This is a genomic window from Shewanella sp. 1311, from assembly GCF_059338235.1.
On the sequence record NZ_CM181686.1, the window covers coordinates 2,019,159 to 2,042,907 of the forward strand.

A 23,749-nucleotide genomic window follows, 5' to 3' on the forward strand; every position below is an offset into this window, starting at 1 on the left:
CGATTACTCAGCTTCAATGTGCACAGTTTCACTGTAATCTTGCACCACTTCTGCCACTCGAATGCGGTAAGAGTTAAACAAACACGGCACTATGCCCGTTTGCTCGGCAATACTGTGGGCCATCTGATTGCGCCATTGGGTGATAGAAGCTTGGTCTTCCCAAAACGACAGGCTCAGCACTTTGCCATCGTCGGTTAAACTCTGAAAACGTTCGATCGAAATTAATCCCTTACGGCCTTCTAAATATTGGCGCATTTCAGCCGCCACGTGCAGATACTCTTCCTTCCCTTCTTGTGTCGGGATGACTTCAAAAATTACAGCGATCATAACGCTCTCCAGAAATTAACGTCCTTAAATGTCGACTTTAAGATTAGCCCAACCACGGCGCGATAGCTCGCTGATTTTTAGACTTTTAGTCAATGTGATAACTCTGTCTACAATGTGGGCAATAACCCGAAATATAACAAGTTATTGCCCACGTTGTCGGCTTACTTGAGGTTAATCAAGCTCATCGATGCGCTTGTCGCCACGATATAACCAGCGATATAAGGTCGGCAATACTAGCAAGGTCAGCGCCGTCGAGCTAAACAAGCCACCAATAATCACCACTGCCAGCGGCTTTTGGATCTCACTGCCAACCCCCGATGACAATAAAATCGGGATCAAGCCTAGGGCCGAGGTCAATGCTGTCATCAACACAGGGCGCAAACGCCCAACCGTACCCTCATAAACACAATCATAAAGAGCTTCGCCGCTTTGCCTGCGCTGATTAATCGAATCTACCAGCACCACACCGTTGAGCACGGCCACCCCAAATAAGGTGATAAAGCCAATAGAGCTAGGTACAGATAAATAAGTGCCACTGACATACAAGGCCACTATGCCGCCAATCAAGGCTAAGGGCACGTTCGCCATGATGAGCAACACTTGCTTGAATGAACCAAAGGAGAAGTACAACAACAAGGCAATCAAGGCGATAGAAATTGGCACCACTAGCATCAGCTTTTGCTGCGCTCGCTGCTGATTCTCATACTGGCCGCCAATGATCACTGTATATCCCGCGGGTAAATCCGCCTGTGGCACTAAAGCATAAATATCTTTTACAACCGAGCCCATATCACGTCCCGCCACGTTGGCCTGCACTACCACTCGGCGCTGCACGTCGTCACGGCGAATATTCGGCGGCGCCATTTCCACTTCGACGCTGGCGACTTCGCCTAAGCGCACAGTGGCGCCATTCGTGCCGCTGAGTAATAAGTCCTTAATGGCATCCGGGCTAGTGCGAAACTCGGCCGCGAGACGCACATTGATGTCGTATCTGGCGTTGCCGTCGATCACTTGACCTGCACTCGCGCCGCCAATGCCTTGGCTGACAAGGCTCATCACTTGATCGACACTAATCCCGTAGCGCGCCAATAACTCGCGCTTTGGCCGCACAACCAATTGCGCTTCTCCACTCACTTGCTCTAATGACACATCGACGGCACCGGGGATTTTCGCGACAAGATCGGTGAGCGCTTGGCCTCTCTCCGATAACACGGCTAAATCTGGGCCGAAAATTTTGATCGCTAACTGGGCTTTTACCCCCGAGAGCAATTCATCTACCCGAGTCGCAATAGGCTGCGAGAAAGTCAGCAAGAGTCCGGGGAACACACTGAGTTTTTCCTCCATCAAACGTTGTAACTCTAGGCGCGAACTTGCCGATTGCCATTCAGATATCGGCTTAAGCCCAATATAAACCTCGATATTACTCACAGGCTCGGGATCGCCACCAAGCTCAGGCGCACCAATGCGGCTCAGGGCATATTCCACCTCGGGAAACCCCAGCAAAATAGCTTCAAGCTTGGGCGCGACCGCTAAAGACGTGTCCAAACTCGCGGTTGGCGCCAGCGTGACCCTCAAGTTAATCGTGCCTTCCTCCAGCTCAGGCACAAATTCAGTGCCCAGCCTTGGCAGTAACAATAAACTGAAAGCAAACATCAATAAGGCGCTGAGCATCACCACCTTTGGCCTAGCAAGTGTTGCCGTCAGTAGCTTGCGATAAGCGGCATCCAGCGGCGCTAAGACCACGCTTTGTTTGAGTACCACACCCCGCTTGAACAGATACACAGCAAGGGCTGGCACGGCAATCAAGGCCACCAGCAGCGCTGATATCATAGCCAGAATGATACTGACCGCCATCGGCTGGAACAGCTTGCCTTCAACGCCTTCGAGGGCAAACAAGGGCGCAAATACCACTATGATAATCGCCGTCGCGAAGAAGATTGGACTACACACCTCTTTAGCCGCGAGCATGATGCGCACAGCCATATTGGCCTGCTGACCACCGTCCTCATCGCTATGATATGGGTCTGCCTCACCATCGGCGCGCGTTCTCGCCTCCAGCAAATGTCGACGATCCGGCTGAGTTAAGTGTTTGAAAATGTTCTCTACCATCACCACGGAACCATCGACTAACATACCAATCGCCACCGCTAAACCGCCCAGCGACATCAAGTTTGCCGACAATCCATAGTAGGACATCACCATGAGCGCGAGCCCGATAGACACAGGAATAGACAAGAGCACCAGCAAGGTCGCGCGGATATTGACGAGGAACAGGGCCAAGATCACCACGATAAACACAAAGGCCATTAGCAACGCATCGCGCACTGTGGTCACGGCCTTATCGACCAGTTCCGCTTGATCGTAAAACACTTCAAAAGACACGCCATCGGGCAAAGCCTGCTCGATAAGACTCACCCGCGCGCCAATATCATCGATAGTCGCTTTGGTGTTGGCGCCCATGCGTTTAAGCACGACCCCCGCCACCACTTCGCCGAGGTTTTGTACTTTGCCAGCCTCATCGCGGCGCGTCATAGTCACAGCGCCAACACGGATTTCACTGCCAAAATCAACCTGAGCGATATCACCCACCCGCACGGGCGTGCCTTTATCCTCCGTAAGCGGGATTTGCGCGATCGCCGCTAAGCCTTCTGCTCCTGCGGGCAACATGCCGTAGCCGCGCACCACAAGTTGCTCTTGACCTTGGTCCATAAACCAACCGCCAGCGTTGCGGTTATTGCTCTCTAATGCCTCGGTGACTTGCGCCATCGACAAGCCATAGGCGCGCAATTTATTCGGGTCGACCTGTACCTGGTATTGGCGCACATCACCACCAAAGGACAAGACTTCCGTCACGCCGCCGACGGGCATCATGATGAGTTTTACAAGGTAATCATTCAAACTGCGCAGCTCGGCGGCATCGATACCTGAGTTAGGTTCGGCGCGCAGAATGTACTGATAAATCTGCCCTAATCCCGAAGTATTCGGGCCGATTTCCGGCACACCGACACCGCTTGGGATCATCTCCCGCGCCGCTTGCAACTGCTCAAACACTTGCTGACGGGCGAAGTAAATATCCGTCCCTTCGGCAAATACCACAGTCACAATCGACAAGCCGGTGCGCGACAAGGAACGTACCTCTGTCACCGCCGGCAAGGCGTACATGGCCGATTCCACCGGATAACTGATGAGTTTTTCCACCTCTTCTGCGGCTAACCCTTCGGCCGCAGTATTGATGGTCACTTGTACGTTAGTCACATCGGGAAAGGCATCGAGATTCAATTTAGGCAGCATGACCACGCTTGCCACTATCATGGCGAGCAAGGCCAACACCACTAACAGCCGATTTTTAATCGCGGCTTCGATCACTTTTTGCAACATAGAAAATTCCTCAAGCGTTCAGTGGCGACATTAATGGTTATGGATATCAAAGCCTGCTTTCGCCTGCTCGGACGCCAAGAAAAATGCGCCAGCCACCACGACCTTGAGCTGTGCCTGCTGGGCTTTTTCAAGCTCAGCGCCGCGCACTAAACTCAAGCCGCGCTGACGCTGCACCACTTCTACCTCAATCGACTCGAAGCCATCTTCATCTTGAATAAAAATCTGCCAGTCGCCATCGCCGCTGCGGGTGAGCGCCGCATCGGGCAGCACGATTCCACCAGCCTTATCAGCAGAGTTGGCGACAGTATTGGCAAAGTAGAGTTCGGCAAATTGCCCCGCATGCAGCACATGATCAGGATTAGGCATACTCACCAGAACTTGCTCGGTGCGCGTCACGCTATCGAGCTCATGGGAGCGGCCTATGATCTTGCCCGCCAGCGTTTTATCCCCCACTTGCACTAAGGCCGCACTGCCGACAGTGATATGCGCAGTTTGGGTAGGCGTTAGCTGCGCCTCGACCCATAAATAAGACTCGTCGGTCAGCTGCATTAACGGCGTGCCCGCACTAAATACTTGGCCTAACATGGCGATATCTTGCTGCACTCGTCCGTCAATCGGCGCTAAAAGTTGATAACTGCCGATGGCTTCGGGCGTCGATTCCAGAGCGCGAATTTGTGTTGGCGTCATCTTAATCGCCTCTAAAATCGCGCGTTTAAGTTCGGCATCCACCTGCGCCTGCATACGGCGGCTGACACTCACGGCGCCTTCGCTCATGCGCTTAACTCGGCTCCATTCGGCAGCGGCATTGATGTAATCCGCCTGTGCCTGCGCAACGGCTGAGCCGCCCAAGGTCAGTAAAGGCTCACCTTTTTTGACTTCTTGTCCCGGCACCACGTGGCGCGCCAACACGCGCACATCGAGCTGTGGTGCAAGGGTGGCAGTTCTATCGCGATCCACCACTAAGGTTGCCGTCGCCCTGATATCCAGATTCAAATTGGCGATATTCAAGCTATCGCTCGACAGGGGTAACAAGCTAATGCCCGCCAATGCTTGCTGCACTTGGGTCAACTTAAGCGCCTGTGCACCGTGTTCATCCGCTTGCTCAGTTTGAGTAGCTGAACCGTGATCGTCCCCTGCCCATGAAGGTTGGGCGGTGAAAAGCGCAGCAGAGCCGAGCACACATAATGCGAGGGCGAGTGTCGACAGCGTGAACTGCCGCTTTGCAGGTACTGTGATTTGAGGCGCAATGATTTCAGGTGCTGTGATTTGAGACGCAATGATGTCAGGCGCAGCAGTTTCTGACAGTACAACTGGATAAGACTTGGTAGCGTTAAAGTGATTATGTGAATTCATTTGGGTTACCTCATTGGTTTACTGTGCGCACGGCGGCATTTGGCATGTGTGAAGGTGCTTGGCTGATCTGTTCAGCCGTACCATTCAAAAAGGGCATAAGCTGACCGCTTTCACCCATCCACGTTAACCAGCTCTGATAAATGGCCGTTTCTAGGTTCAACCCCACCAAATAACTAGCGGCCAACTGACGGCGACTCTGCAAGTACTCGCTGGTACTCACATCGCCCGCCTGCCATTGTTGGCTTAAGGATTTAGCGGCTTTAGCACCGGACACTTGTACTAACTCGCGCCAGTCTTGGTAACGCTCAAGTAAACGCGGTAACGCGTAGAGGACGTGTTTCTGCTTGGCGGTAAGTACTCGCTCACGGGCAAGATAGCCTTGCTCCGCGATCGCGATGCCCTTATCCGCCACTGCTTGTAACTCACTGTAGTTATTGCGAACTTGTAGAGGAATAGATACACCGACACCGAGCTTATTGTCCGTACCTTCCTTTTCAGCGCCTAGGCTAATGGTCGGGTCCGCTGACGTATCGGCCTTAACTTGCATGGCATTGACTCGCGCCAACAACACTTGTTGGTAAGCGCTAGCAAGTGCTGGCAAGGCTGATTTAGAGGTGCCCAACTCGGGCGCTGGCGCTTGCTTAGCCTGAGTCGCGAAGACATGGATCTCCTTGATGAACTCACTAAAGGCAAGATTATTATCCCCAAGCAACTCAATCACCTTGCCGTCAGCCACTAAAGCCGCCTGCTCGGCTAAGGCATAATCGGCAGTGTTGGTTGCTAATTCGAGTTGCATCAATTGCAACTCAACGTTAGACAAATCCCCCGCCGCCAACCGCTGCTTGGCAATGCCGAGCTGCGCCTTAGTAAACCTGAGTTGCTGCTCGGCAAAGGTCAGCGCCTTACGACTTTGCGCCTGTTCTGCCAACGCCAGTAAGCGTTCGGCCAACATTTGGTTACGCTCTAAACCTATATCAGCGAACAGAATTTGGGCTTCAAGCTCGGCACGTTTTGTCGCCACGCCGCGCTTATCACCCCAATCAAGGGTTTGACTCAGGCCTAAGCTGTAGGAATCTGTGTCGGCATTTTGATAGTTAAGCCCAAGTTCAGGGTTATACACGGCGCGATCCGCCGCCTGAATGGCAAGCTCTGCTTGTTGCTGCCGTGTAAGCTGCGCCTGCACTTCAGGCAACTGATTGAACTGTCTGAGTAACGCGGGCAACCATTGGCCGAAGGCAACATATGGCGTGTCGGTTTCTTTGGCGGGTAAGCCCAGTGATTGAGCTTTAAATACCTCGGCTTCAGGGGCTTTGGCTTCAAGCGCATTGGTTTCCAAGGGATTGGTTTCAAGGGCTTTGGTTTTAAGGAAGACATCCAGAGTGTCATTTTCTGCCGCGAGGGCAAAGGCTAGCAATCCGGCGGCCAATACTAATCCGCAGCTCAGCAAGCCCGATCGAAACAGGCAAGCCAAGGTACGGGCGAGAGTCGTTTTGTTCATCGTAAATCCTAACAATATCGAATGTGGATCGGCTGACTTTTGCGCCCAATGTGAGACTGCTAGATTTGAGCTTCATTTGAAATAACTCAATGCAAAGCAATCCTATCGTTCTGAGCATGGCAAATAAGCGCCGATCGAATCATCCCGCCAAGCAATACATAGCTAACACTATGCGTAACTTAAGCTATGCATAACCAACACATCCCATGGCTAAAAGGCCGATGGCTGGTACAACAACTCACGCTGCTGAGCATCAGTTAAATCGCATTTGGGGGATGAATATAAAAGGCTTATCGCGCGGCGAAATAGATTGAGATCCAAGAAGATGAATCAAGATCCTTAGACCGAGGAATAAGCTGGATATTGGGGGATTAAGCTATTGGAGGACGGTACTTAGGTAAATTATCGGGCTGGAAATAGGATACATTAGCAGCGAGAAAGACGCTTTCTAACGCTTGCACAGGCTGGCTTAGCCCAGGAGATAACAGCGCCACATGGCCGCCATGGCATTGGCAATCGAGGCACAGGTCAAAATCTTGTAATTCAGTGGTTTTCACTAAGTGGGAATGCAATTCACTGGCATGATTTTCACCCGCGTTATTGCCTAGCACATCAATACTTGCACCAATATCGGCAAAGCCAAGGGCTTGCTCGCTTGGGCAAACGCAATCGACACATTGGGCCAAAGTGGTCACTTGGGCGCTAAATTGCAGATGGGGATGATTATCGGCTTCTTCCGCGCCATTGCCCGCATGTAACTGATGCGCACCCAGATTCGCGCCAGCAAATTGCAGCACGATAATGGCTATCAGTAAGGTCACCATTCGAGTAAAAAATGGCTTAGCGGTAGAATTCAAATATCACCTTATTAGCATTAACAATGGTTGAGTCACTTATTTAAGGGTCAAGGACTACGGGTTACCCAGCATCTGACCCAAAGCTGAAGCAGAAGTTCACAGCTTGCAAACATTAGTATGCTAATATTTGCATGCTCGGCTGTGATGCTTAAACCTGCGTTTTATTCAAAAGCCAGCTTATTTAAACACGCAATGTTTAGCGTAATCGGCGGCTTCATTGGCAGTCCAATCGCCAGACGGCTTATCTTTCATCTGCTTACACCAAGCATCGCTACCAACTTCTGGCGCGCAGGCACTCAGCCCAGCGGTAAACGCCAGCACCAACGTAATAGCACTGATTTTAGAAACATTTTGCTTAGAAAAAGCGCGCGATTTAAATAAAGACATACTTCATTCCTTGTAAATACGGTCTACATAAGACCATTAGATATTCGAACGCTTAGTGATCCAAGCAATCGCTTTGGTTTTCTGTTCTAGGGGAAACCATGCCACTTCGCCCTGCATAAAAGGCCCAAGTAAGCGCACCGAATTTCCCACCCAATCAGGGCCGCCCACAAAAACTAAGGCTTCAAAATTAGGTAATTGGACTTCACCACTGCCGGTGAGTGACTCAAATTCCCAGCCCTCGAGTAACACGTCCGCCTCAATATACAGGCAAACTTGGCCCCAATCCTTACGATAACTCTTAATCGCTGGCTGTAAACGGGTCCGATAATCGGTGGAGGATAGTCGGCCACTGGCAAAAAGACTGATAACACCCTTAGCAATATCGGGGATTTGGCATAACATAGAGGCACTCCGAATCGAGAACACTTTTGCAAGCAATGGCCTTGGCCAATGCAATGGCAAAGAATGCGCCCGATGATAACAAATCTATTGAAAAGCCATAAGTGATTATTGATAGCTTCTCAATCCATGCTGAAAAATGCCTAAGTTTGCCATGATAAAAATCTCAAACCGTGTGGAACTTCAGGAAAATGAAATCGAGTGGCAATTTATCCGTTCGAGTGGTGCAGGCGGCCAGCACTTAAATAAAGTGTCCACTGCTGCGCAGCTGATCTTCGATATTAAAAGCTCATCATTACCCGAGTTTTACCAAGAACGTTTGCTCAACAAGGCCGATCACCGCATCACTAAAAGCGGCAAAATCATCATCAAATGCCAAGCGAGCCGCAGCCAAGATGCCAACCGCCAAACGGCGTTGGAGCAATTTATCGCCTTAGTCGCCAGTGTCGGTGAAGTGCAGAAAAAACGCATTCCTACCCGCGCCACCAAAGGCAGCCAAACGCGGCGATTAGAGTCCAAGAAACAAAAAGGCGCCACTAAAGCCATGCGTCAGCAAAAAACTGATTATTAGCTTTAATAATTAGTCGCGCTACTAGCTTAGATAGAAGTTAGGCCGCAGTTGAAACTGGCCGACAATGGCGCAGGATTTCAATGGCATAGTCGGCTCGCACATGATCATCTCGCACACAATCGACTAACGGATAATGCAAAATCGATTTGAACAGGTTAAGTTAGTGACCTATGTAGAAAACTGAAATAAATTTATTCCAACTTTAATCCCTGCATTAATCCCAAGGCATGTCGTAAAGGAAAGCGCAATGAGTCACAAAATTTTGCTCGTCAATGGCCCCAATCTCAACCTCTTAGGTCGCCGCGAGCCTAGCGTTTATGGTCATAAAACCTTGGCCGACATAGTGGCGGAGTTAAATCAGCAGGCAAAGTTGGCGGAAGTTGAGCTTGAGCATATTCAGTCCAACGCCGAGTTTGAGTTGATCAACGCGATTCATGCGACTGATGCGCAGATGATTATTATCAATCCCGCCGCCTTTACCCATACTAGCGTTGCGCTGCGTGATGCCTTGCTTGGCGTCGCAATTCCGTTCTTTGAAGTGCATTTATCCAATGTGCACGCCCGTGAAGCCTTCCGTCACCATTCCTATTTTTCCGATAAGGCGATAGGCGTGATTTGCGGTTTCGGTTCACAGGGTTATGAGTTTGCGCTGGCGGCGGCCATTAAGCGGCTCAACCAGCCACAGTAAATTCTATTCAATAGCGTGCTTTGCAAGGGCAGATAAATGGCAATGGATCTTCGTAAAATTAAAAAACTCATTGAGTTAGTACAAGAATCGGACATAGCAGAACTGGCGATCACCGAAGGTGAAGAATCAATTCGCATCACTCGCTACAGCCCTATGCCAGCCAATGTGCAGTCATCGCAAACGCCAGCCACAGCACGCGTGGCACCTTTAAATACACAGGCAAAGCAAACCGCCGTTTCGCCAAGTGTGGAAGGTTTTGTGCAAGTCTCGCCTATGGTCGGCACTTTTTACGCGGCGGCAGAACTTGATGATGTGCCGCTGGTTAAAGTCGGCCAAAAGGTGAGCCAAGGTGAAGTTATCTGCATTATCGAAGCGATGAGAATGATGAATCCCATCCAAGCCGAGCGCGATGGCGTGATCAGCGCTATTTGGGCCAAAGACGGCGATGAAGTGGCATTCGATCAACCGCTATTTACCTTAATCTAACCGCTCGCCTTATCATGAATTGAAGCGCACTTGAGTTTAAGCTGCGGTTTTCAAGCAAAGGCAGCATTAACCGAGGTCACTATGATATTAATTACCGGCGCCAGCAGTGGTTTAGGCGCGGCGCTAGCATCGCTCTACGCCAAAGAAAATGAACCACTAACACTCACTGGCCGCAATGCCGAGCGTCTACAAACCGTCGCCAATGCATTAACGCCCTTCTCCAACAAGCCTATCGCCGCGATCACCGCCGATCTCGCCAGTGAATCGAGTCTCGAAGCCCTGTTCGATGGCCTGACGCAAGCCCCTAAAACCGTGATCCACTGTGCGGGCAGCGGCTACTTTGGTGCGATTGAAACCCAAGGGGCCAGCGATATCCACAGCCTGCTCAATAACAATGTCACCTCAACGATTCTGTTGGTGCGGGAATTAGTCAAACGCTATAAAGATCAAGCGGTCACTGTGGTTGTGGTCATGTCCACCGCAGCGCTTGCCGCCAAAGCAGGAGAATCCACTTACTGCGCGGCAAAATGGGCGGTACGAGGATTTATCGAGTCGGTGCGATTAGAGCTTAAACAAAGCCCAATGAAGTTGATTGCCGTGTATCCCGGCGGCATGGATACAGGTTTTTGGCCAAGTAGCGGTAAAGCATTAGATACCTCAAGTTTTATGTCCGCCGATGAAGCGGCAGGTATGCTCAAACAAGCATTAATCGCCACCCAGCACGGTTATATCGCCGATATCACCATACAAAGAGCCTAGCCCTCGCGGAAACTGAGGTTAGCTGATTGAGCAAAACAGCTTCGAGACGCAGGATAGCGGCACCTCGAACCTGAGTGATCCGCTTGCTAGTCAGCGCAATTGGCTGTGTTTAAGCTCACCGCGCGGCGACTCTCCCTGTGGGTCAGCCACCACATCACAAGTCCTCCTAATGACAACAAAGACGCCGCATAACCTGTCGCGGCAATCCCTTGTCCAGACAGGATCACTAAACTGCCCACCCAAGGACCAATCGCATTGGCAAGATTAAAGGCACATTGCACTAACGCACCTGTCATGGCCTGCCCATCGGGCGCCACATCCATCAATCTTGCTTGCACTATGGTGGCAAGTCCCAAGCCACAACCGACAAAGAATACTACAGGCATCAGCGCCCAATAATGTCCGGTCAAACTCGGGTAAATCGCCAATACCACAGTGCTTAACACTAACGACCAAAACGCCGCCGCTAAGGCCGACTTATCCGCCGCCCAGCCGCAAACTAAGGTGCCCAATGTTGCGCCAATACCAAATACCGCCATCATGATCGGGATCTTAAACGGCTCGACTTGTGTCACTTGGATTAAGGTTTCAGCCAGATAGGTATACACGCAGAAGATACCGCCAAAGCCAATGGCCGCGATACCGAGCGTCAACCAGACTTCACGATTCTTCAGGGTTTGTAGCTCTTTTCTGGGACTCGCATCAGCGGCCACGGCTTGATTAGGCGCTAAAAAATACACCATCACAGCCGTAATAGTCGCCAAAATCGCCACTATGCCAATGCCTGAGCGCCAGCCCACGGTTTGCCCCATCCAAGTGGCAAACGGCACACCGATAATCGTCGCCAGTGTAAGGCCAATAATCACCCGCGATACGGCGCGGGCCTTCATTTCTGGCGGCACTAAAGAGGCCGCGAGCAACATAGCCACACCAAAATAGGCACCGTGGGGCAAGCCGCTGAGAAAACGGAAAAAGATTAGCCAATTCAATGATGGCGCTAACGCACTTAAGCCATTGGCCACCGCCATTAAGGCAGCTAAAGCAATCAAGAGTGTTCGCCGCCTGACCCTAACCGCCAGCACCATAATAATCGGCGAACCGACCACAACCCCCAGCGCATAGGCACTAATGGCATAACTCACGTGAGCGACATCTACGCCTAAATCGCTGGCGATATAGGGCACTAGAGTCATGGAAGCAAATTCTGTGGTACCTAAGGCAAACGTCCCGAGCGCTAAGGCGAGCAACACCCATAGTGTACTGGCGCCCTTGTGTTGATTTTGGACAGATGGATTTTGAACCTGATGTTGAACGGTTTTCAAACGTTTTCTCCGCTATGCTATAAAACGACAACTAGCTAATAAATAATAAAAAGATAATAAAAGATAACCAATAAATTGGAGCCCACTAAGGGGCTCCAATTTCTCAGTCATTTACCTAATGTAAATCTATCTGACTAACTGTTCTTGATAAGTTTGACTGTTCCAGTCGAAGGCATAAAGCGTGCCTTGCCACTCGTAAAGTGTACGGCCATCTTGCTGCACAATTCTGGCATTACTCGGCAAGCTAGACACACTGTGCGCCGCCCGAGGACGGGGAGTCGCAGCCGTCTTGCTTGCGGCATTGCTAGCTTGCGACACCAGTTGCCCAGTCGATTGTCCGGCCATATTTGCAGGCATGCTTGTTGGCATACTCGATACCATACGGCCTTCACTCGCAGAATATTGCATACTGGTTGTCACCCTTACAGGCGCAGAAATAGCCACTGGTTCATCGTCGTAGCGCATAGGAATCGACAATCCTATGCCCGAATAGGGCGAGTTCCAGTAATTTCGAGCGTAAGCGTCACGCGAAGTATTCCAGCCCCAATCATTATTCCATTGGCTGTTCACACCATAACCGACATTCCAGCCAGAACCCCAACCTGTTGCAAGCCCTAAACCCAGTCCTAAACCCCAAGGGTAATAAGGTCGGTAATAGGGACGATAATGGCGATTATTGTTGCGCACATGGCGGTTGTCGTAATGGTTGTCATGACGATTGTTGTAATGACTTTCTCCACGGCTGTGGCTATCACGATGACCTTGGCGCTCGCCTTGCTCCGAATGGTCCCGATTTCCGGCAACCGCCGCAGTCGACACACTGAGCGCGCCCAAGAGCGATATCCCCACAGCCAGCGACAAAACCAAACACTTTAGCGGCCGCTTAAGCACGCCATGTGATTGACTTTGAACACACTTTCCTTGAGTAAACGTTACTGGGATATTCATATAAACCTCGAAATAAAGGGCGTAAGCGAGATCAATCGTGACTTACTGGCATCCATTTTACGCTTCCTAAGCTTGAAGATCACTGAATTGGTTAACCCTAAAACAGAAAAATGCTATAGTGCGCGCCACACGGATTTTCATTGCAGAGGCTATTTCCACATGAGTTTTAAGGATTTACGCAGCTTTATTGATCATCTGGAAGCCAATGGCGAACTCAAACGCATTAGCTACCCAGTTGATCCTCATTTAGAAATGACAGAGATCGCCGATCGCGTATTACGCGCTAAGGGCCCTGCGCTATTATTTGAAAATCCCAAAGATCATCACATGCCCGTGTTGGTAAACCTGTTCGGTACGCCAAAACGTGTGGCCATGGCGCTCGGTAAAGATGACCCCTTAGCGTTGCGCGAAGTGGGTGAACTGTTAGCCTTTTTAAAAGAACCCGAACCACCACGGGGCTTTAAAGACGCGATCGCTAAGATCCCTATGTTCAAGCAAGCCTTGAATATGCCGCCAAAGACAGTGCGCAATCCCCCTTGCCAACAAGTGATCAAAACCGGCGATGAAGTCGATTTGACCCAATTACCTATTCAGCATTGCTGGCCGGGCGATGTCGCACCACTGGTGACATGGGGCTTAACCATCACCAAAGGCCCGCGCAAGAGTCGCCAGAATTTAGGTATTTATCGCCAACAATTACTGGGTAAAAACAAGCTGATCATGCGTTGGTTATCCCACCGTGGCGGCGCGTTAGACTTTGCTGATTTTAAACAACAATTCCCCGGTGAGCGTTATCCTGTTGTCGTCGCACTCGGCGCCGATCCTGTGACCATTTTAGGTGCCGTCACCCCAGTCCCCGATTCCATGAGCGAATACGCTTTTGCCGGTTTACTGCGCGGTGAACGTACCGAAGTCTGCAAGGCATTAAGCTGTGACTTAGAAGTGCCCGCCACCAGTGAAATCATCCTCGAAGGTTATATCGATCCTGAGGAACTGGCGGAAGAAGGCCCCTACGGCGATCACACGGGTTACTACAACGAAACCGATAAGTTTCCAGTATTTACCGTTACCCACATCACTCACCGTAAAGATGCCATCTACCACAGCACTTACACTGGCCGTCCACCGGATGAGCCCGCCATGCTGGGAGTTGCATTAAACGAAGTGTTTGTGCCGATTTTGCGTAAGCAATATCCTGAGATCGTTGATTTTTATCTGCCGCCAGAGGGTTGTTCGTACCGCATGGCAGTGATCTCTATTCGCAAACAATATCCGGGACACGCCAAACGGGTGATGATGGGCGCTTGGTCTTTCCTGCGCCAATTTATGTACACCAAGTTTATTGTCATCGTCGATGAAGATGTGAACTGCCGTGACTGGCAAGATGTGATCTGGGCGATCACCACCCGTATGGACCCTAAACGCGATACCGTGATGATCGAAAACACCCCGATCGACTACCTCGATTTTGCCTCACCCGTCGCGGGCTTAGGCTCAAAAATGGGACTCGATGCCACTAATAAGTGGGAAGGCGAAACCAACCGCGAATGGGGCACGCCAATCGTGATGGATCCAAAAGTAAAACAAAAGATCAACTCAATCTGGGATGAGTTAGGCATAGACGACAGCCCAACCCTATAATTCAGCTTAAGCCGTTACTCAAGTATCGGCTTAAGCCAAGAGAATAGGCCAATAACAGGCCGCTAAAGCGACACCTAGACACATACTGTTGAAGAAAGGTGCAAAGGAAGTTTGATGAAAACCATACGTTGTAAGATAGAGAAAGTTAGCCCGTTTAACGATGCCGTATATCAAGTATTGTTAAGGCCAGAAACCGCCTTCGATTTCCAAGCGGGGCAATACTTATGTGTTGTCATGGGTGAAAAAGATAAACGTCCCTTCTCTATCGCGTCAGCGCCAAACGCCGAGCTGATCGAATTACACATTGGCGCCGCTGTAAGTGAAAGCTACCCAATGCAAGTGGTCGAGCGCCTGAAAGCCTGCGCCATTGATGGCAGCACTATCGATATCGAAGCCCCAGGCGGCGAAGCCCACCTGCGCCACGAAAGCCAACGCCCTCGCCTATTAATCGCCGGCGGCACTGGTTTCTCTTACATTAAGAGTATCGTCGAGCACCAAATCGCCATTGGCCAACAGGTTAAAACCACCTTGTATTGGGGTTGTCGCACCCAAGATGCCATGTATTTTGAAGCCATAGCCCGCCAATGGCACGATGCCCACCCTTGGTTGAACTTCGTCCCAGTGATCGAAGAAGCCCCGGCCAATTGGCAAGGTAAAACCGCCAATCTGTTAGCGCAAATCAAGCAAGATTTTGTCAGCTTAAATGGCTACGACATCTACATCGCTGGCCGTTTCGACATGGTAGGTGCTGCACGGGAAATCTTCCGTGAGATTGGTGTAGAGGAAGCGCATCTCTATGGTGATGCGTTCGCGTTTATCAAATAACGCGATAATTGGTTAGCTTGGCTAGCTAACCTTTGCCAGTTGAGCTGCAAATAATAAACCCCAGTTTTTACTGGGGTTTTGTTTTTACTTTCAATAAGAAAATGACACTTACGGCATCTTCGTGATGACGTCAATCATTATCCTTTTAGGATAAAATTACCTATTGAAGCTCAATCGACACCACATTGGTGACGCCTCTAGCCAAAGTTATCATGCCTGATGTATAGAATTTTCCAGTGTCACTCTGAGCCTTCAGATAATAGACACCGCTATTGATAATCATGGTTTCTGGGCGGTGCATCGTCATTGGCTTATCACTTAACCAACCATTACCGTCTAACGCATAAAGGTAATTAGTACTTTCCATCGCCGCGCCACTGTCTTGATGGTATGCCAACACCCTGACCATAGTCATACCCTTAGGATTTTTCTCCTGAGTAATAGAGCGGATCGCACCGCGTTCCGGAGACATCTTAGTATTCTCAGTAATATAAAATGGTTCGGAGCTATTCGAGTATTGCTGAGTCTGATGTTCGTAAGTGGGGATGGAGCTACTACCGGAAGTGCCGCCTGAAGTACCTGTGCTAGCGATGCCTGCGATATCAGACACAGAATCGGCGATGTTTCTTACATCTGTACTCTTACAAGCAGCAAGACTTAAAACAAGGGTACATAAGATAATTTTTTTCATTGCGTTTAATCCATTAAGTTATTGTCTATCCATACCGCACATTGTATTAAGCGAGTTAAGCTCATCACAAAGTACTACTTAGGTAACCTATTATTACCAATGATTTTTTAAGTAGGGTAAATTATCAATGAGAATGTCATTAGTCAATAACTTAACAAATACGCAACCAATAAATCATAATGATTGAGATGATTTCACTATATCTCGAGAGTGATTGGTGTAATGGACGGCACACTACAATGATGCGATCGCATTGATCAAATAACACGATAATTTGTTAGCTTGGCTGGCTAACGTTTTCCAGTTGGGCTGCAAATAATAAATCCCAGTTTTCGCCGTATTTCACTTTGAATACGGCCTTACGGCCAAGAAAATCTACATATCCAAACTTCGTTTGTTATTTTAAATCAAAGTCGTGGGGCTTCACCCCACACCCGACCAAGGAGGACTGCTCGTCCTATCAAAAACGTCCATGTTAAATAGCCAGCTCGATATCCCTATCTCGCGCTCAAAGCGGCCGCTGGCCTTCGCCCTGGATGCTCCAAGACGCCCCTAGCGAAGTTACATGCATTAGTGACTGGCTTCGTGCTTACTCGAAAATGGCTAACGCTTCCGATGGGGCGTCCCTTCCCCCCGAAAGCTACGCAGACGTCCTGTCTGCGTCACGCTATTTTCTTCAACGCCCTTCAGCAACTTCGCAGTGGGAGGTGAACAACTGTAATCTCGGTGTCGGCTGTTTACCCCAAAAGAGTTTTGCCTGTCCTATCTTTTTACTTTCGCAGGGAAATTGGCGTAACCTTTAACATAAAATGTATGCCTGTCCGCTCTTTCTTTTTCACAAAAAACCATAGTAATCAGTCACATTGTACCAACAAAAATATGGCTTATCAGTCTTTTCCCATGGGTATCTCATTTTCTTGATAGTCACTAACTTTCACTATTGTGGAATTATCCCATAATGAGTCAATAGCTGACGCAACATGAGATTCAAGTACAAATGAAACAGACTAAGACGCCACACAAACTCGTTAAATGCTTAGCCTTAACGGGATTATTCACCCTATCTGCCTGTGCAAACGACGAACTTGCAGATACTTTACTCACCAATACCCACGTCTATGGCCATGATCAAGCGACTAGTTTAGCCATTAAGGATGGTAAAATTGTCTACATTGGGAATAGCGTTAACGCCATGGATCACGTGAGCAATAAAACCAAAGTCATCGATTTAAAAGGTCATTACTTATTACCTGGTTTTATTGATAACCATAATCATGTGTTTGAAGCCGCGAGTGAAATAGGTAGCGACTGTTTACTGGATGATGACACTAATCTCAACGGTTATATCCGCACATTAACCGCCTGTAAAAATCAGTTGGAAACGGGAGAGTGGTTACTCGGCTATGGCCATCAACTCAGTGTAGTAATGCAAGAGAATGGCCCCACTCCTTTGGCAATATTAGACAAAATCTTCCCCGATAATCCTGTCGTTATTATGGAGCAAACATCCCATTCGATGTGGGTCAACTCCCTCGCATTAGCCAAAGCCAAGATCAGCGCTCATACAGCCGATCCGCAAGGCGGCAAGATCCTCAAAGATGAAGAAAGCGGTAAACTTCTCGGCATTTTATTCGATAATGCTGGCGACCTTGTGATGGAACAAGCATGGAAATCACAACCCAATCTACAACAAGCCAATTATCAAGGTTTATTAAATGGTCTGGCAGCTGCTGCCGAGCACGGGATAACGACAATCGGTGATGGACGACTCTATTGGAAACGTGACTGGTTAGAGACATGGCTAGCCGTCGAAAGTCATGATGAATTAACCGCCAGAGTCAGTCTACGCCCTTGGATTTATCCTGCCGATGAACCCCAAGCACAGCTTGATTTCTTTAAAAAAATCCATTCTGATGATAAACAACGTCTGCTGCTCATCAATCAGGTCAAAATCTACAGTGATGGCATCATCATAAACGGTACGGCCAGTACATTAGCACCCTATGATTGGAGCTACACCCCCGAACTTCCTAGGGGACTCGAGTATGTTCCTGCCAGTAAAATGGCGTGGTGGCTTACTGAACTCAACAAAATTGGATACGGGGCACATATTCATGCCATAGGTGATGCAGGGGTACGCAACACCTTAGATGCTATTGAAACTTTACGATCTCAGGGAGTTACTCGCCCTTATGCCATGACACATTTAGAAATGGTATCTCCCCAAGATATCAAGCGCTTTGCCTCACTCAAAGTCGATGCCGATTTCCAATTGGGTAGCGATTACATTGCCGCGCAGGATCATGAGTGGGCGATCCCTTTTATCGGTAAGCAACGAGCTCATGCTTTATTACCTATTAACCCTATTTTCAAGACTGGCGCGAATGTAACTTTAAGTAGTGACTGGAATGTGAATGATATCAATCCACTCGTTGGTATTGCTAACGCAGTCTATCTGCAAAATGCAGGCATCACCGATATTCACAGTGCTATTGCAGCCTATACAATAAATCCCGCTAACGCCTTGGGCATAAGTGACATTACTGGTTCTATCGCGCTAGGGAAATCTGCCGATTTTGTTGTATTAGAGCGAGACATTACCCAAGCCACAGCAAAACAAATTGCTGACACTCAAATTTTAATGACGTGGTTAGAGGGGGAGCTAGTGTTCGATCTCAATGATCAATAGCAATCCCGCATAAATCTAATTATTTGCTGAGTTGCTCTTTTATTAACGTCAGCAAAGAAGCCCCTAAGGTGCTGGCCTCAAACCCATGGTGCCAGCGCATTTCGAGCCTGCGCTTAATAGGGGCTAACTCACTACTCAGTTGGACGACTTTTAATCGTCCACTGTCGATTTCTGTCTGCGCTAAAGATAACGGCAAAAAACTATATCCATCCCCTTCGGCAAGTAAGGATTTTAACAAAGCAAGATCGGGGATTTGGCAATAATGGCCACTAAATCCGACTTCGAGATCATCACTTTCAGTCTGCCCTCCTGCCCAAATATATTCACGATAGGGCGCTAATTGTGCGGGGTCGATTACCTGCTGTGAAGCTAATGTATGCTGTCCAGATATCAACATTACCTCTTGATATTCGCCAAGGCGGCAGTAACCCGATTGAGATTGATGTAATTCAACCGTTTCATGTAACAGTAAAAGGTCGATATCATTGGATAAAAAAGCGCTGTGTAAAGCATCGAAAGTATCCACTTTTAAGACAAAATCCAGCGTTGGAAACTGCATTAAATAGCGCTGAATCGTCGAACGTAAGACTTCTAAAGGAATATAATTTTCAACCCCCAACACTAACCGACCTTTACCAAGCTCAGCATAATGGGTCGCCGATTGAGTAAATTGTTCCCATTGGGCCAAGGCTAAAATAGCCTTAGGTAGTAAATGCTCACCTCCCGCAGTGAGTGCCACTTGATTTGCACTACGCTCAAATAAATCCACACCTATGTCGACTTCTAGATCAGCAATCCACTGACTCACTTGCGGCTGACGTTTTCCCAGAGCGCGAGCGGCGGCTGAAACTGAACCTAGTTGAGTCGTCAATACAAATGCTTTAACTCGTTGAATATTCAAATGTGCTCTACTATTTTATAAACGCGTTGTGCGCTTGACTTTAATACCCGTCAGACGGAATCACAATGTTAACTTACCTATGCAAGACACTTTGTTAAAAATCAGATGTGAAGCCCCACGACTTAGATTTGGCTTTTAAAAGCAATCAAACGAAGTTTGCCTGTAAAACCTAGCGAGGGTGTAAGCACCCTACACTTGTGGTCTACGCAAATCAAACCTTTGAACTTCCGAAATCCCATCAGAAAAAGTAAGGCAGGCATAACTCTTTTGGGATTAACTGCTGACACCGCCCCCACAGAAGTTCCCCCTCCCCTCGGAGTTGCCGCAGGGCTAATAGACAAATTGCGTGAGTCTCGCCATATATGGCGAGCTAGCTTTCGCAGGTGCAGGGGCGAATGAAAATCGGTGATTTTCTCGCTTATGAGCGAGAGGCAGGGACTGCCGAACTGGAGGGCTTTACATGGATGTAAAGCGCATCCCTCGGAAGCGATAGCAAATTTGGCAATGAGCACAAGGAGCTTTCAACTCCGTTGGGGGCGTCATGGAGCATCCAAGGAGGATAGGACGAGCAGTCCTCCTTGGTCGGGTGTGGGGTGAAGCCCCACGACTTTGACTTTGATTTTAAAAAAAGCTTTAGATTGCTCTGCCATGAGATACCAAAACTCATAAGTCAAAAACTCAAACGAAGTTTGAAAACCCAAAGCCCTGCGGCGCCTGAGCAGCCTCTTACACTTGTGGTCTATGTAGATCGAAACGCAGATCTTCACAGATCCCATAATAGGCCGATGGGCCGCCGGCACGTAATACGGGCTCAGCAAGTGCGGTTTGATAAATCCCCTCGGCATTGAGTAAATGCTTAGCAATATGCACGGCCACCACTTCTCCTAACACTAACCAAGTATCAATCTTGTCGCCATTGGCGGCGGTTAACTGGATACATTGGGACAACTTACATTCAAAATTCACTGGGCTTTCAGCCACTAAATCGGCCTTAACAATCGTGCCTGCTTTAGCCGTGAGTCCGGCAAAGCTAAACTCATCTTGACCGCGTGGCAACATGGCGGAGGTTTGATTCATCTGCTCGGCAAGGCTGCGAGTGGTGAGGTTCCACACAAACTCCCCTGTTTCGACGATATTGGCGACACTGTCTTTCCAGCCCGTGCTGGCAAAGCCAATGATAGGCGGTTTGTAATTGAAACAATTAAAAAAGCTGTAAGGGGCGAGATTGCGTTGCCCCTCGGCATTGCGTGATGAAATCCAGCCGATCGGTCTAGGACCCACAATCGCATTTAAAGGATCGTGTGCAAGGCCATGACCTTTGCTCGGTTCGTAGAAATAGCGGTTATCAGCGGTCATACTTGATCCTTTTGTTATTGCCACATTGTGATTGCCACATGGGTATTACCACAACCGTGACTTGAGCGATTAACACAGCCATCACAGGCACACTTTTATGGTCGCTATCTTACCTAAGTTCCTTGGATGTCGCCAAAACTCTGCGGCATAAGTTAAGTGAGAGCTAGGATAAAATCAGGCTGTAAATTTTAGATCCAACACACTCTTCTGCTAAAGTGATGCTGATCAGTGGGCTAAATGGCTAACTCTGCTAGGTGGCAAATAAAGGAGTCGTGAATGGACGCGATAAAAAGAATATGGAAAAGGTTGTTATTGGCCACAGCGCTGTTGGCAACGGGTTGTGCCAGTGTAGCGCAAATCGATTTCAATACTCTGTTTGGCACTAGCTCACCGCAAAAGCGCGTCGAGAATGCACAGCTTAACAACCAATTTGTTCAACAGGCCGAATTTGTGCACAAAGAAGTTGAACCAATCCTCAATAGCCGCTGCGTGGTGTGCCATGCCTGCTACGATGCTCCCTGCCAGCTCAAAATGACCTCAAGCGAAGGCATAGAACGCGGGGCGAGTAAGGAAAAAGTTTACCAAGGCACACGTTTAGTCGCCGCCACACCTAATCGCTTATTTGTCGATGCCTTTACCCCAGAAACTTGGCGTCAACGTGGGTTTTATCCCATGTTGAACGAGCGCAATCAAACCCCAGAAGCCAATACCCAAGCCTCAGTATTGGCCAGAATGCTCACGCTTAAGCAAATGCATCCCCTGCCCGAAGACAAGATTTTAGATAAGCGTTTTGATTTCAGCCTCGACAGAGTTCAGCAATGCGCCAGCCTAGAGGAAATGGACAAATACGAGCAAAGCCAACCGTTTTCGGGCATGCCCTATGGCTTGCCAGCATTGAATGCGAATGAACATCAAGTGTTGATGCACTGGCTCGAACAAGGTGCGCCGTTGCCATTCTCGCCGTCGCTTGCCCCTGAGTTTATAACGGAAATCACCCATTGGGAGGCGTTCTTAAACGGCGACAGTTTAAAGAGCCAATTAAGCGCACGCTACATCTACGAGCATTTGTTTGCCTTCCACTTATATTTTGAATCTTTAAATCAGCCGAACGCCCAGCCTCTATTTTTCGAGTTAGTCCGTTCGAGGACGCCGCCGGGGCAAGCGCTGGATATTATCGCCTCCCGCCGCCCCTTCGACGATCCTAAGGTGGAGCGTGTCTATTACCGTTTTCGACCTTATCGAGCGACCATAGTCGATAAAACTCATATCCCCTATGCCTTAAATACTGGCTTGCTGCACGACTGGCAGCAATGGTTTATCGATGCAGATTACTCAGTGACTCAGCTGCCGAGCTACCAGCCGAGTATTGCGGCCAATCCCTTCGAAGCCTTTATTCAAATTCCTGCCGGTGCGCGCTATCGCTTTATGCTGAACCGCGCCCAAGACACCATTATGGGCTTTATCAAAGGCCCAGTGTGCCGTGGTCAAGTGGCGCTCAATGTGATTAACGACAGATTCTGGGTGTACTTTGTTACCCCAGATTATATGGACGACACGGATTTTAGGACCTTCTACCATTCCCAGATTGAAAACCTACGTATGCCTGCGGAGGAAGAAAGCACTGCACTCGCCGTAACTTGGGTGAAATATGCCGCCAAGCAAGGCAAGTACATGCGGGCGCGTAATCAGTTCTTAAACGAGAAGTTTAAAAACGGCCAACACCTCACCATAGACGGGCTCTGGGATGGCGACGACAACAATGATAATGCTAGCCTGACAGTGTTTCGCCACTTCGATAATGCCACTGTGGTCAAAGGTTTAGTCGGTGAGCCGCCCAAAACCGCTTGGATTATCGATTACGCCTTACTGGAGCGTATTCACTATTTACTGGTCGCGGGTTTCGATGTGTATGGTAACTACGGCCACCAGCTATTAACTCGCTTATACATGGATTTTTTACGCATGGAGGGGGAATCAAATTTCCTAACTTTGTTACCGCAGGAGGAAAGGCGCAAACAGTTTAGTGATTGGTATCAAGGGGCTGGCACTCAGCTCACGGCGTTTATCGCGGGGGATATCAACACCTTTAATCAGCCCACGGGCGTGCTCTACTATAGCGATGACCTCAAGGGCGAACTGTATCAAAAACTCGGGCAGAAAGTCGCTAAGGTACAGCCGAATCGATATCAAATAGAAAACAGTAACTTGCAAGCCAACAGCAAGGCGCTGTTGCAGGCATTAGGTCGATTAAAAGGCACCCAAGCGACCCTGTTACCTGAGCTAACCATGATCATGGTCGAGCCTGAAAAAGCGGGTAAAGCCGAGGTCTTTACCTTAGTTCGCAATAGCGCCCATCGTAATATTTCGAGCCTGTTTAATGAGGCCAGCAACCGCGAACCCGCAAAGGATGATGTCACCTTAGTGCATGGTTTATTGGGCAGTTACCCAGAAGCCTTCTGGCTGGTGAAAGAACAGGACTTACCGAAAATCGTCGCGGCGGTAGAGCAAATGCAAACCGAGAAAGACTATGAGGCACTGCTCGATATTGCGGCTGTACGCCGTAGCGATCCTACATTTTGGGCCTTTAGTGACAAACTCAATCAGATATTTTTCGACAATCACCCGATAGAAAGCGGTTGGCTGGATTACAACCGCCTGCAAAATCGTTAATAA

20 protein-coding genes are annotated in these 23,749 nt (G+C 49.0%); 8 read left to right on the plus strand and 12 right to left on the minus strand.

Annotated elements, in window-relative coordinates; all coding sequences use genetic code 11:
- Positions 1-3: 3 nt before the first annotated feature.
- The 7 genes from AC5YB3_RS09140 to AC5YB3_RS09170 form a co-directional block, all read right to left on the minus strand.
- Positions 4-327, minus strand: a complete 324-nt coding sequence (locus tag AC5YB3_RS09140) for an antibiotic biosynthesis monooxygenase family protein (protein WP_006079962.1) — start codon at positions 325-327, stop codon at positions 4-6.
- Between the two features lie 171 nt (positions 328-498).
- On the minus strand, positions 499-3,705 hold the full coding sequence (locus tag AC5YB3_RS09145) for an efflux RND transporter permease subunit (protein WP_494526985.1): 3,207 nt from the start codon (positions 3,703-3,705) through the stop codon (positions 499-501).
- 30 nt (positions 3,706-3,735) lie between these two features.
- Complete coding sequence (locus AC5YB3_RS09150; protein ID WP_432342605.1) at positions 3,736-5,058, minus strand: efflux RND transporter periplasmic adaptor subunit; 1,323 nt, start codon at positions 5,056-5,058, stop codon at positions 3,736-3,738.
- Positions 5,059-5,068: 10 nt separating this feature from the next.
- Positions 5,069-6,556 (minus strand): TolC family protein, encoded by a 1,488-nt coding sequence (locus tag AC5YB3_RS09155; protein WP_432342603.1) that lies wholly within the window; start codon positions 6,554-6,556, stop codon positions 5,069-5,071.
- A 371-nt stretch (positions 6,557-6,927) separates the two neighbouring features.
- Positions 6,928-7,380, minus strand: a complete 453-nt coding sequence (locus tag AC5YB3_RS09160; RefSeq protein ID WP_071940016.1) for a hypothetical protein — start codon at positions 7,378-7,380, stop codon at positions 6,928-6,930.
- A 210-nt stretch (positions 7,381-7,590) separates the two neighbouring features.
- Positions 7,591-7,800, minus strand: coding sequence for a DUF3012 domain-containing protein (locus AC5YB3_RS09165; RefSeq protein WP_071940017.1), 210 nt, complete (start codon positions 7,798-7,800; stop codon positions 7,591-7,593).
- A gap of 36 nt (positions 7,801-7,836) precedes the next feature.
- Positions 7,837-8,202, minus strand: a complete 366-nt coding sequence (locus AC5YB3_RS09170) for a SpoIIAA family protein (RefSeq protein ID WP_006079956.1) — start codon at positions 8,200-8,202, stop codon at positions 7,837-7,839.
- Positions 8,203-8,338: 136 nt separating this feature from the next.
- Between AC5YB3_RS09170 and arfB the strand changes: the two genes are divergently transcribed.
- From arfB to AC5YB3_RS09190, 4 genes are all read left to right on the plus strand, one after another.
- A complete protein-coding gene (gene arfB, locus AC5YB3_RS09175) occupies positions 8,339-8,770 on the plus strand; it encodes an alternative ribosome rescue aminoacyl-tRNA hydrolase ArfB (protein WP_011845670.1) in 432 nt (143 codons plus the stop codon).
- Positions 8,771-9,017: 247 nt separating this feature from the next.
- Positions 9,018-9,458, plus strand: coding sequence for a type II 3-dehydroquinate dehydratase (gene aroQ / locus AC5YB3_RS09180; protein WP_494526986.1), 441 nt, complete (start codon positions 9,018-9,020; stop codon positions 9,456-9,458).
- 36 nt (positions 9,459-9,494) lie between these two features.
- A complete protein-coding gene (gene accB / locus AC5YB3_RS09185; RefSeq protein WP_413485326.1) occupies positions 9,495-9,944 on the plus strand; it encodes an acetyl-CoA carboxylase biotin carboxyl carrier protein in 450 nt (149 codons plus the stop codon).
- 81 nt (positions 9,945-10,025) lie between these two features.
- Positions 10,026-10,703, plus strand: a complete 678-nt coding sequence (locus tag AC5YB3_RS09190) for an SDR family NAD(P)-dependent oxidoreductase (RefSeq protein WP_259520521.1) — start codon at positions 10,026-10,028, stop codon at positions 10,701-10,703.
- A gap of 86 nt (positions 10,704-10,789) precedes the next feature.
- Here the strand turns inward: AC5YB3_RS09190 and AC5YB3_RS09195 are convergent, their stop codons facing one another.
- On the minus strand, positions 10,790-12,025 hold the full coding sequence (locus AC5YB3_RS09195; RefSeq protein ID WP_259504402.1) for an MFS transporter: 1,236 nt from the start codon (positions 12,023-12,025) through the stop codon (positions 10,790-10,792).
- Positions 12,026-12,151: 126 nt separating this feature from the next.
- Positions 12,152-12,973, minus strand: coding sequence for a hypothetical protein (locus AC5YB3_RS09200; protein ID WP_494526987.1), 822 nt, complete (start codon positions 12,971-12,973; stop codon positions 12,152-12,154).
- 159 nt (positions 12,974-13,132) lie between these two features.
- Here AC5YB3_RS09200 and ubiD point away from each other — a divergent pair, with 159 nt between their 5' ends.
- Together ubiD and fre are read left to right on the plus strand one after the other, a co-directional pair.
- Positions 13,133-14,614, plus strand: a complete 1,482-nt coding sequence (ubiD, locus tag AC5YB3_RS09205) for a 4-hydroxy-3-polyprenylbenzoate decarboxylase (protein WP_494526988.1) — start codon at positions 13,133-13,135, stop codon at positions 14,612-14,614.
- A 114-nt stretch (positions 14,615-14,728) separates the two neighbouring features.
- A complete protein-coding gene (fre, locus tag AC5YB3_RS09210; RefSeq protein WP_006084281.1) occupies positions 14,729-15,439 on the plus strand; it encodes an NAD(P)H-flavin reductase in 711 nt (236 codons plus the stop codon).
- A gap of 160 nt (positions 15,440-15,599) precedes the next feature.
- Here fre and AC5YB3_RS09215 read toward each other — a convergent pair whose 3' ends face one another.
- The gene (locus tag AC5YB3_RS09215) at positions 15,600-16,130 is read right to left on the minus strand and encodes a hypothetical protein (RefSeq protein WP_006079947.1); all 531 of its coding nucleotides are present in this window, start codon (positions 16,128-16,130) and stop codon (positions 15,600-15,602) included.
- A 997-nt stretch (positions 16,131-17,127) separates the two neighbouring features.
- Between AC5YB3_RS09215 and AC5YB3_RS09220 the strand changes: the two genes are divergently transcribed.
- Complete coding sequence (locus tag AC5YB3_RS09220; protein ID WP_006079946.1) at positions 17,128-18,819, plus strand: amidohydrolase; 1,692 nt, start codon at positions 17,128-17,130, stop codon at positions 18,817-18,819.
- A 19-nt stretch (positions 18,820-18,838) separates the two neighbouring features.
- On the opposite strand, the gene AC5YB3_RS09225 is transcribed toward AC5YB3_RS09220, so the two are convergent.
- Together AC5YB3_RS09225 and AC5YB3_RS09230 are read right to left on the minus strand one after the other, a co-directional pair.
- Positions 18,839-19,720, minus strand: a complete 882-nt coding sequence (locus tag AC5YB3_RS09225) for a LysR family transcriptional regulator (RefSeq protein ID WP_006079945.1) — start codon at positions 19,718-19,720, stop codon at positions 18,839-18,841.
- A 726-nt stretch (positions 19,721-20,446) separates the two neighbouring features.
- Complete coding sequence (locus AC5YB3_RS09230; RefSeq protein ID WP_494526989.1) at positions 20,447-21,076, minus strand: flavin reductase family protein; 630 nt, start codon at positions 21,074-21,076, stop codon at positions 20,447-20,449.
- Between the two features lie 276 nt (positions 21,077-21,352).
- Between AC5YB3_RS09230 and AC5YB3_RS09235 the strand changes: the two genes are divergently transcribed.
- A complete protein-coding gene (locus AC5YB3_RS09235; RefSeq protein WP_494526990.1) occupies positions 21,353-23,746 on the plus strand; it encodes a fatty acid cis/trans isomerase in 2,394 nt (797 codons plus the stop codon).
- The last annotated feature ends 3 nt before the right edge of the window (positions 23,747-23,749 follow it).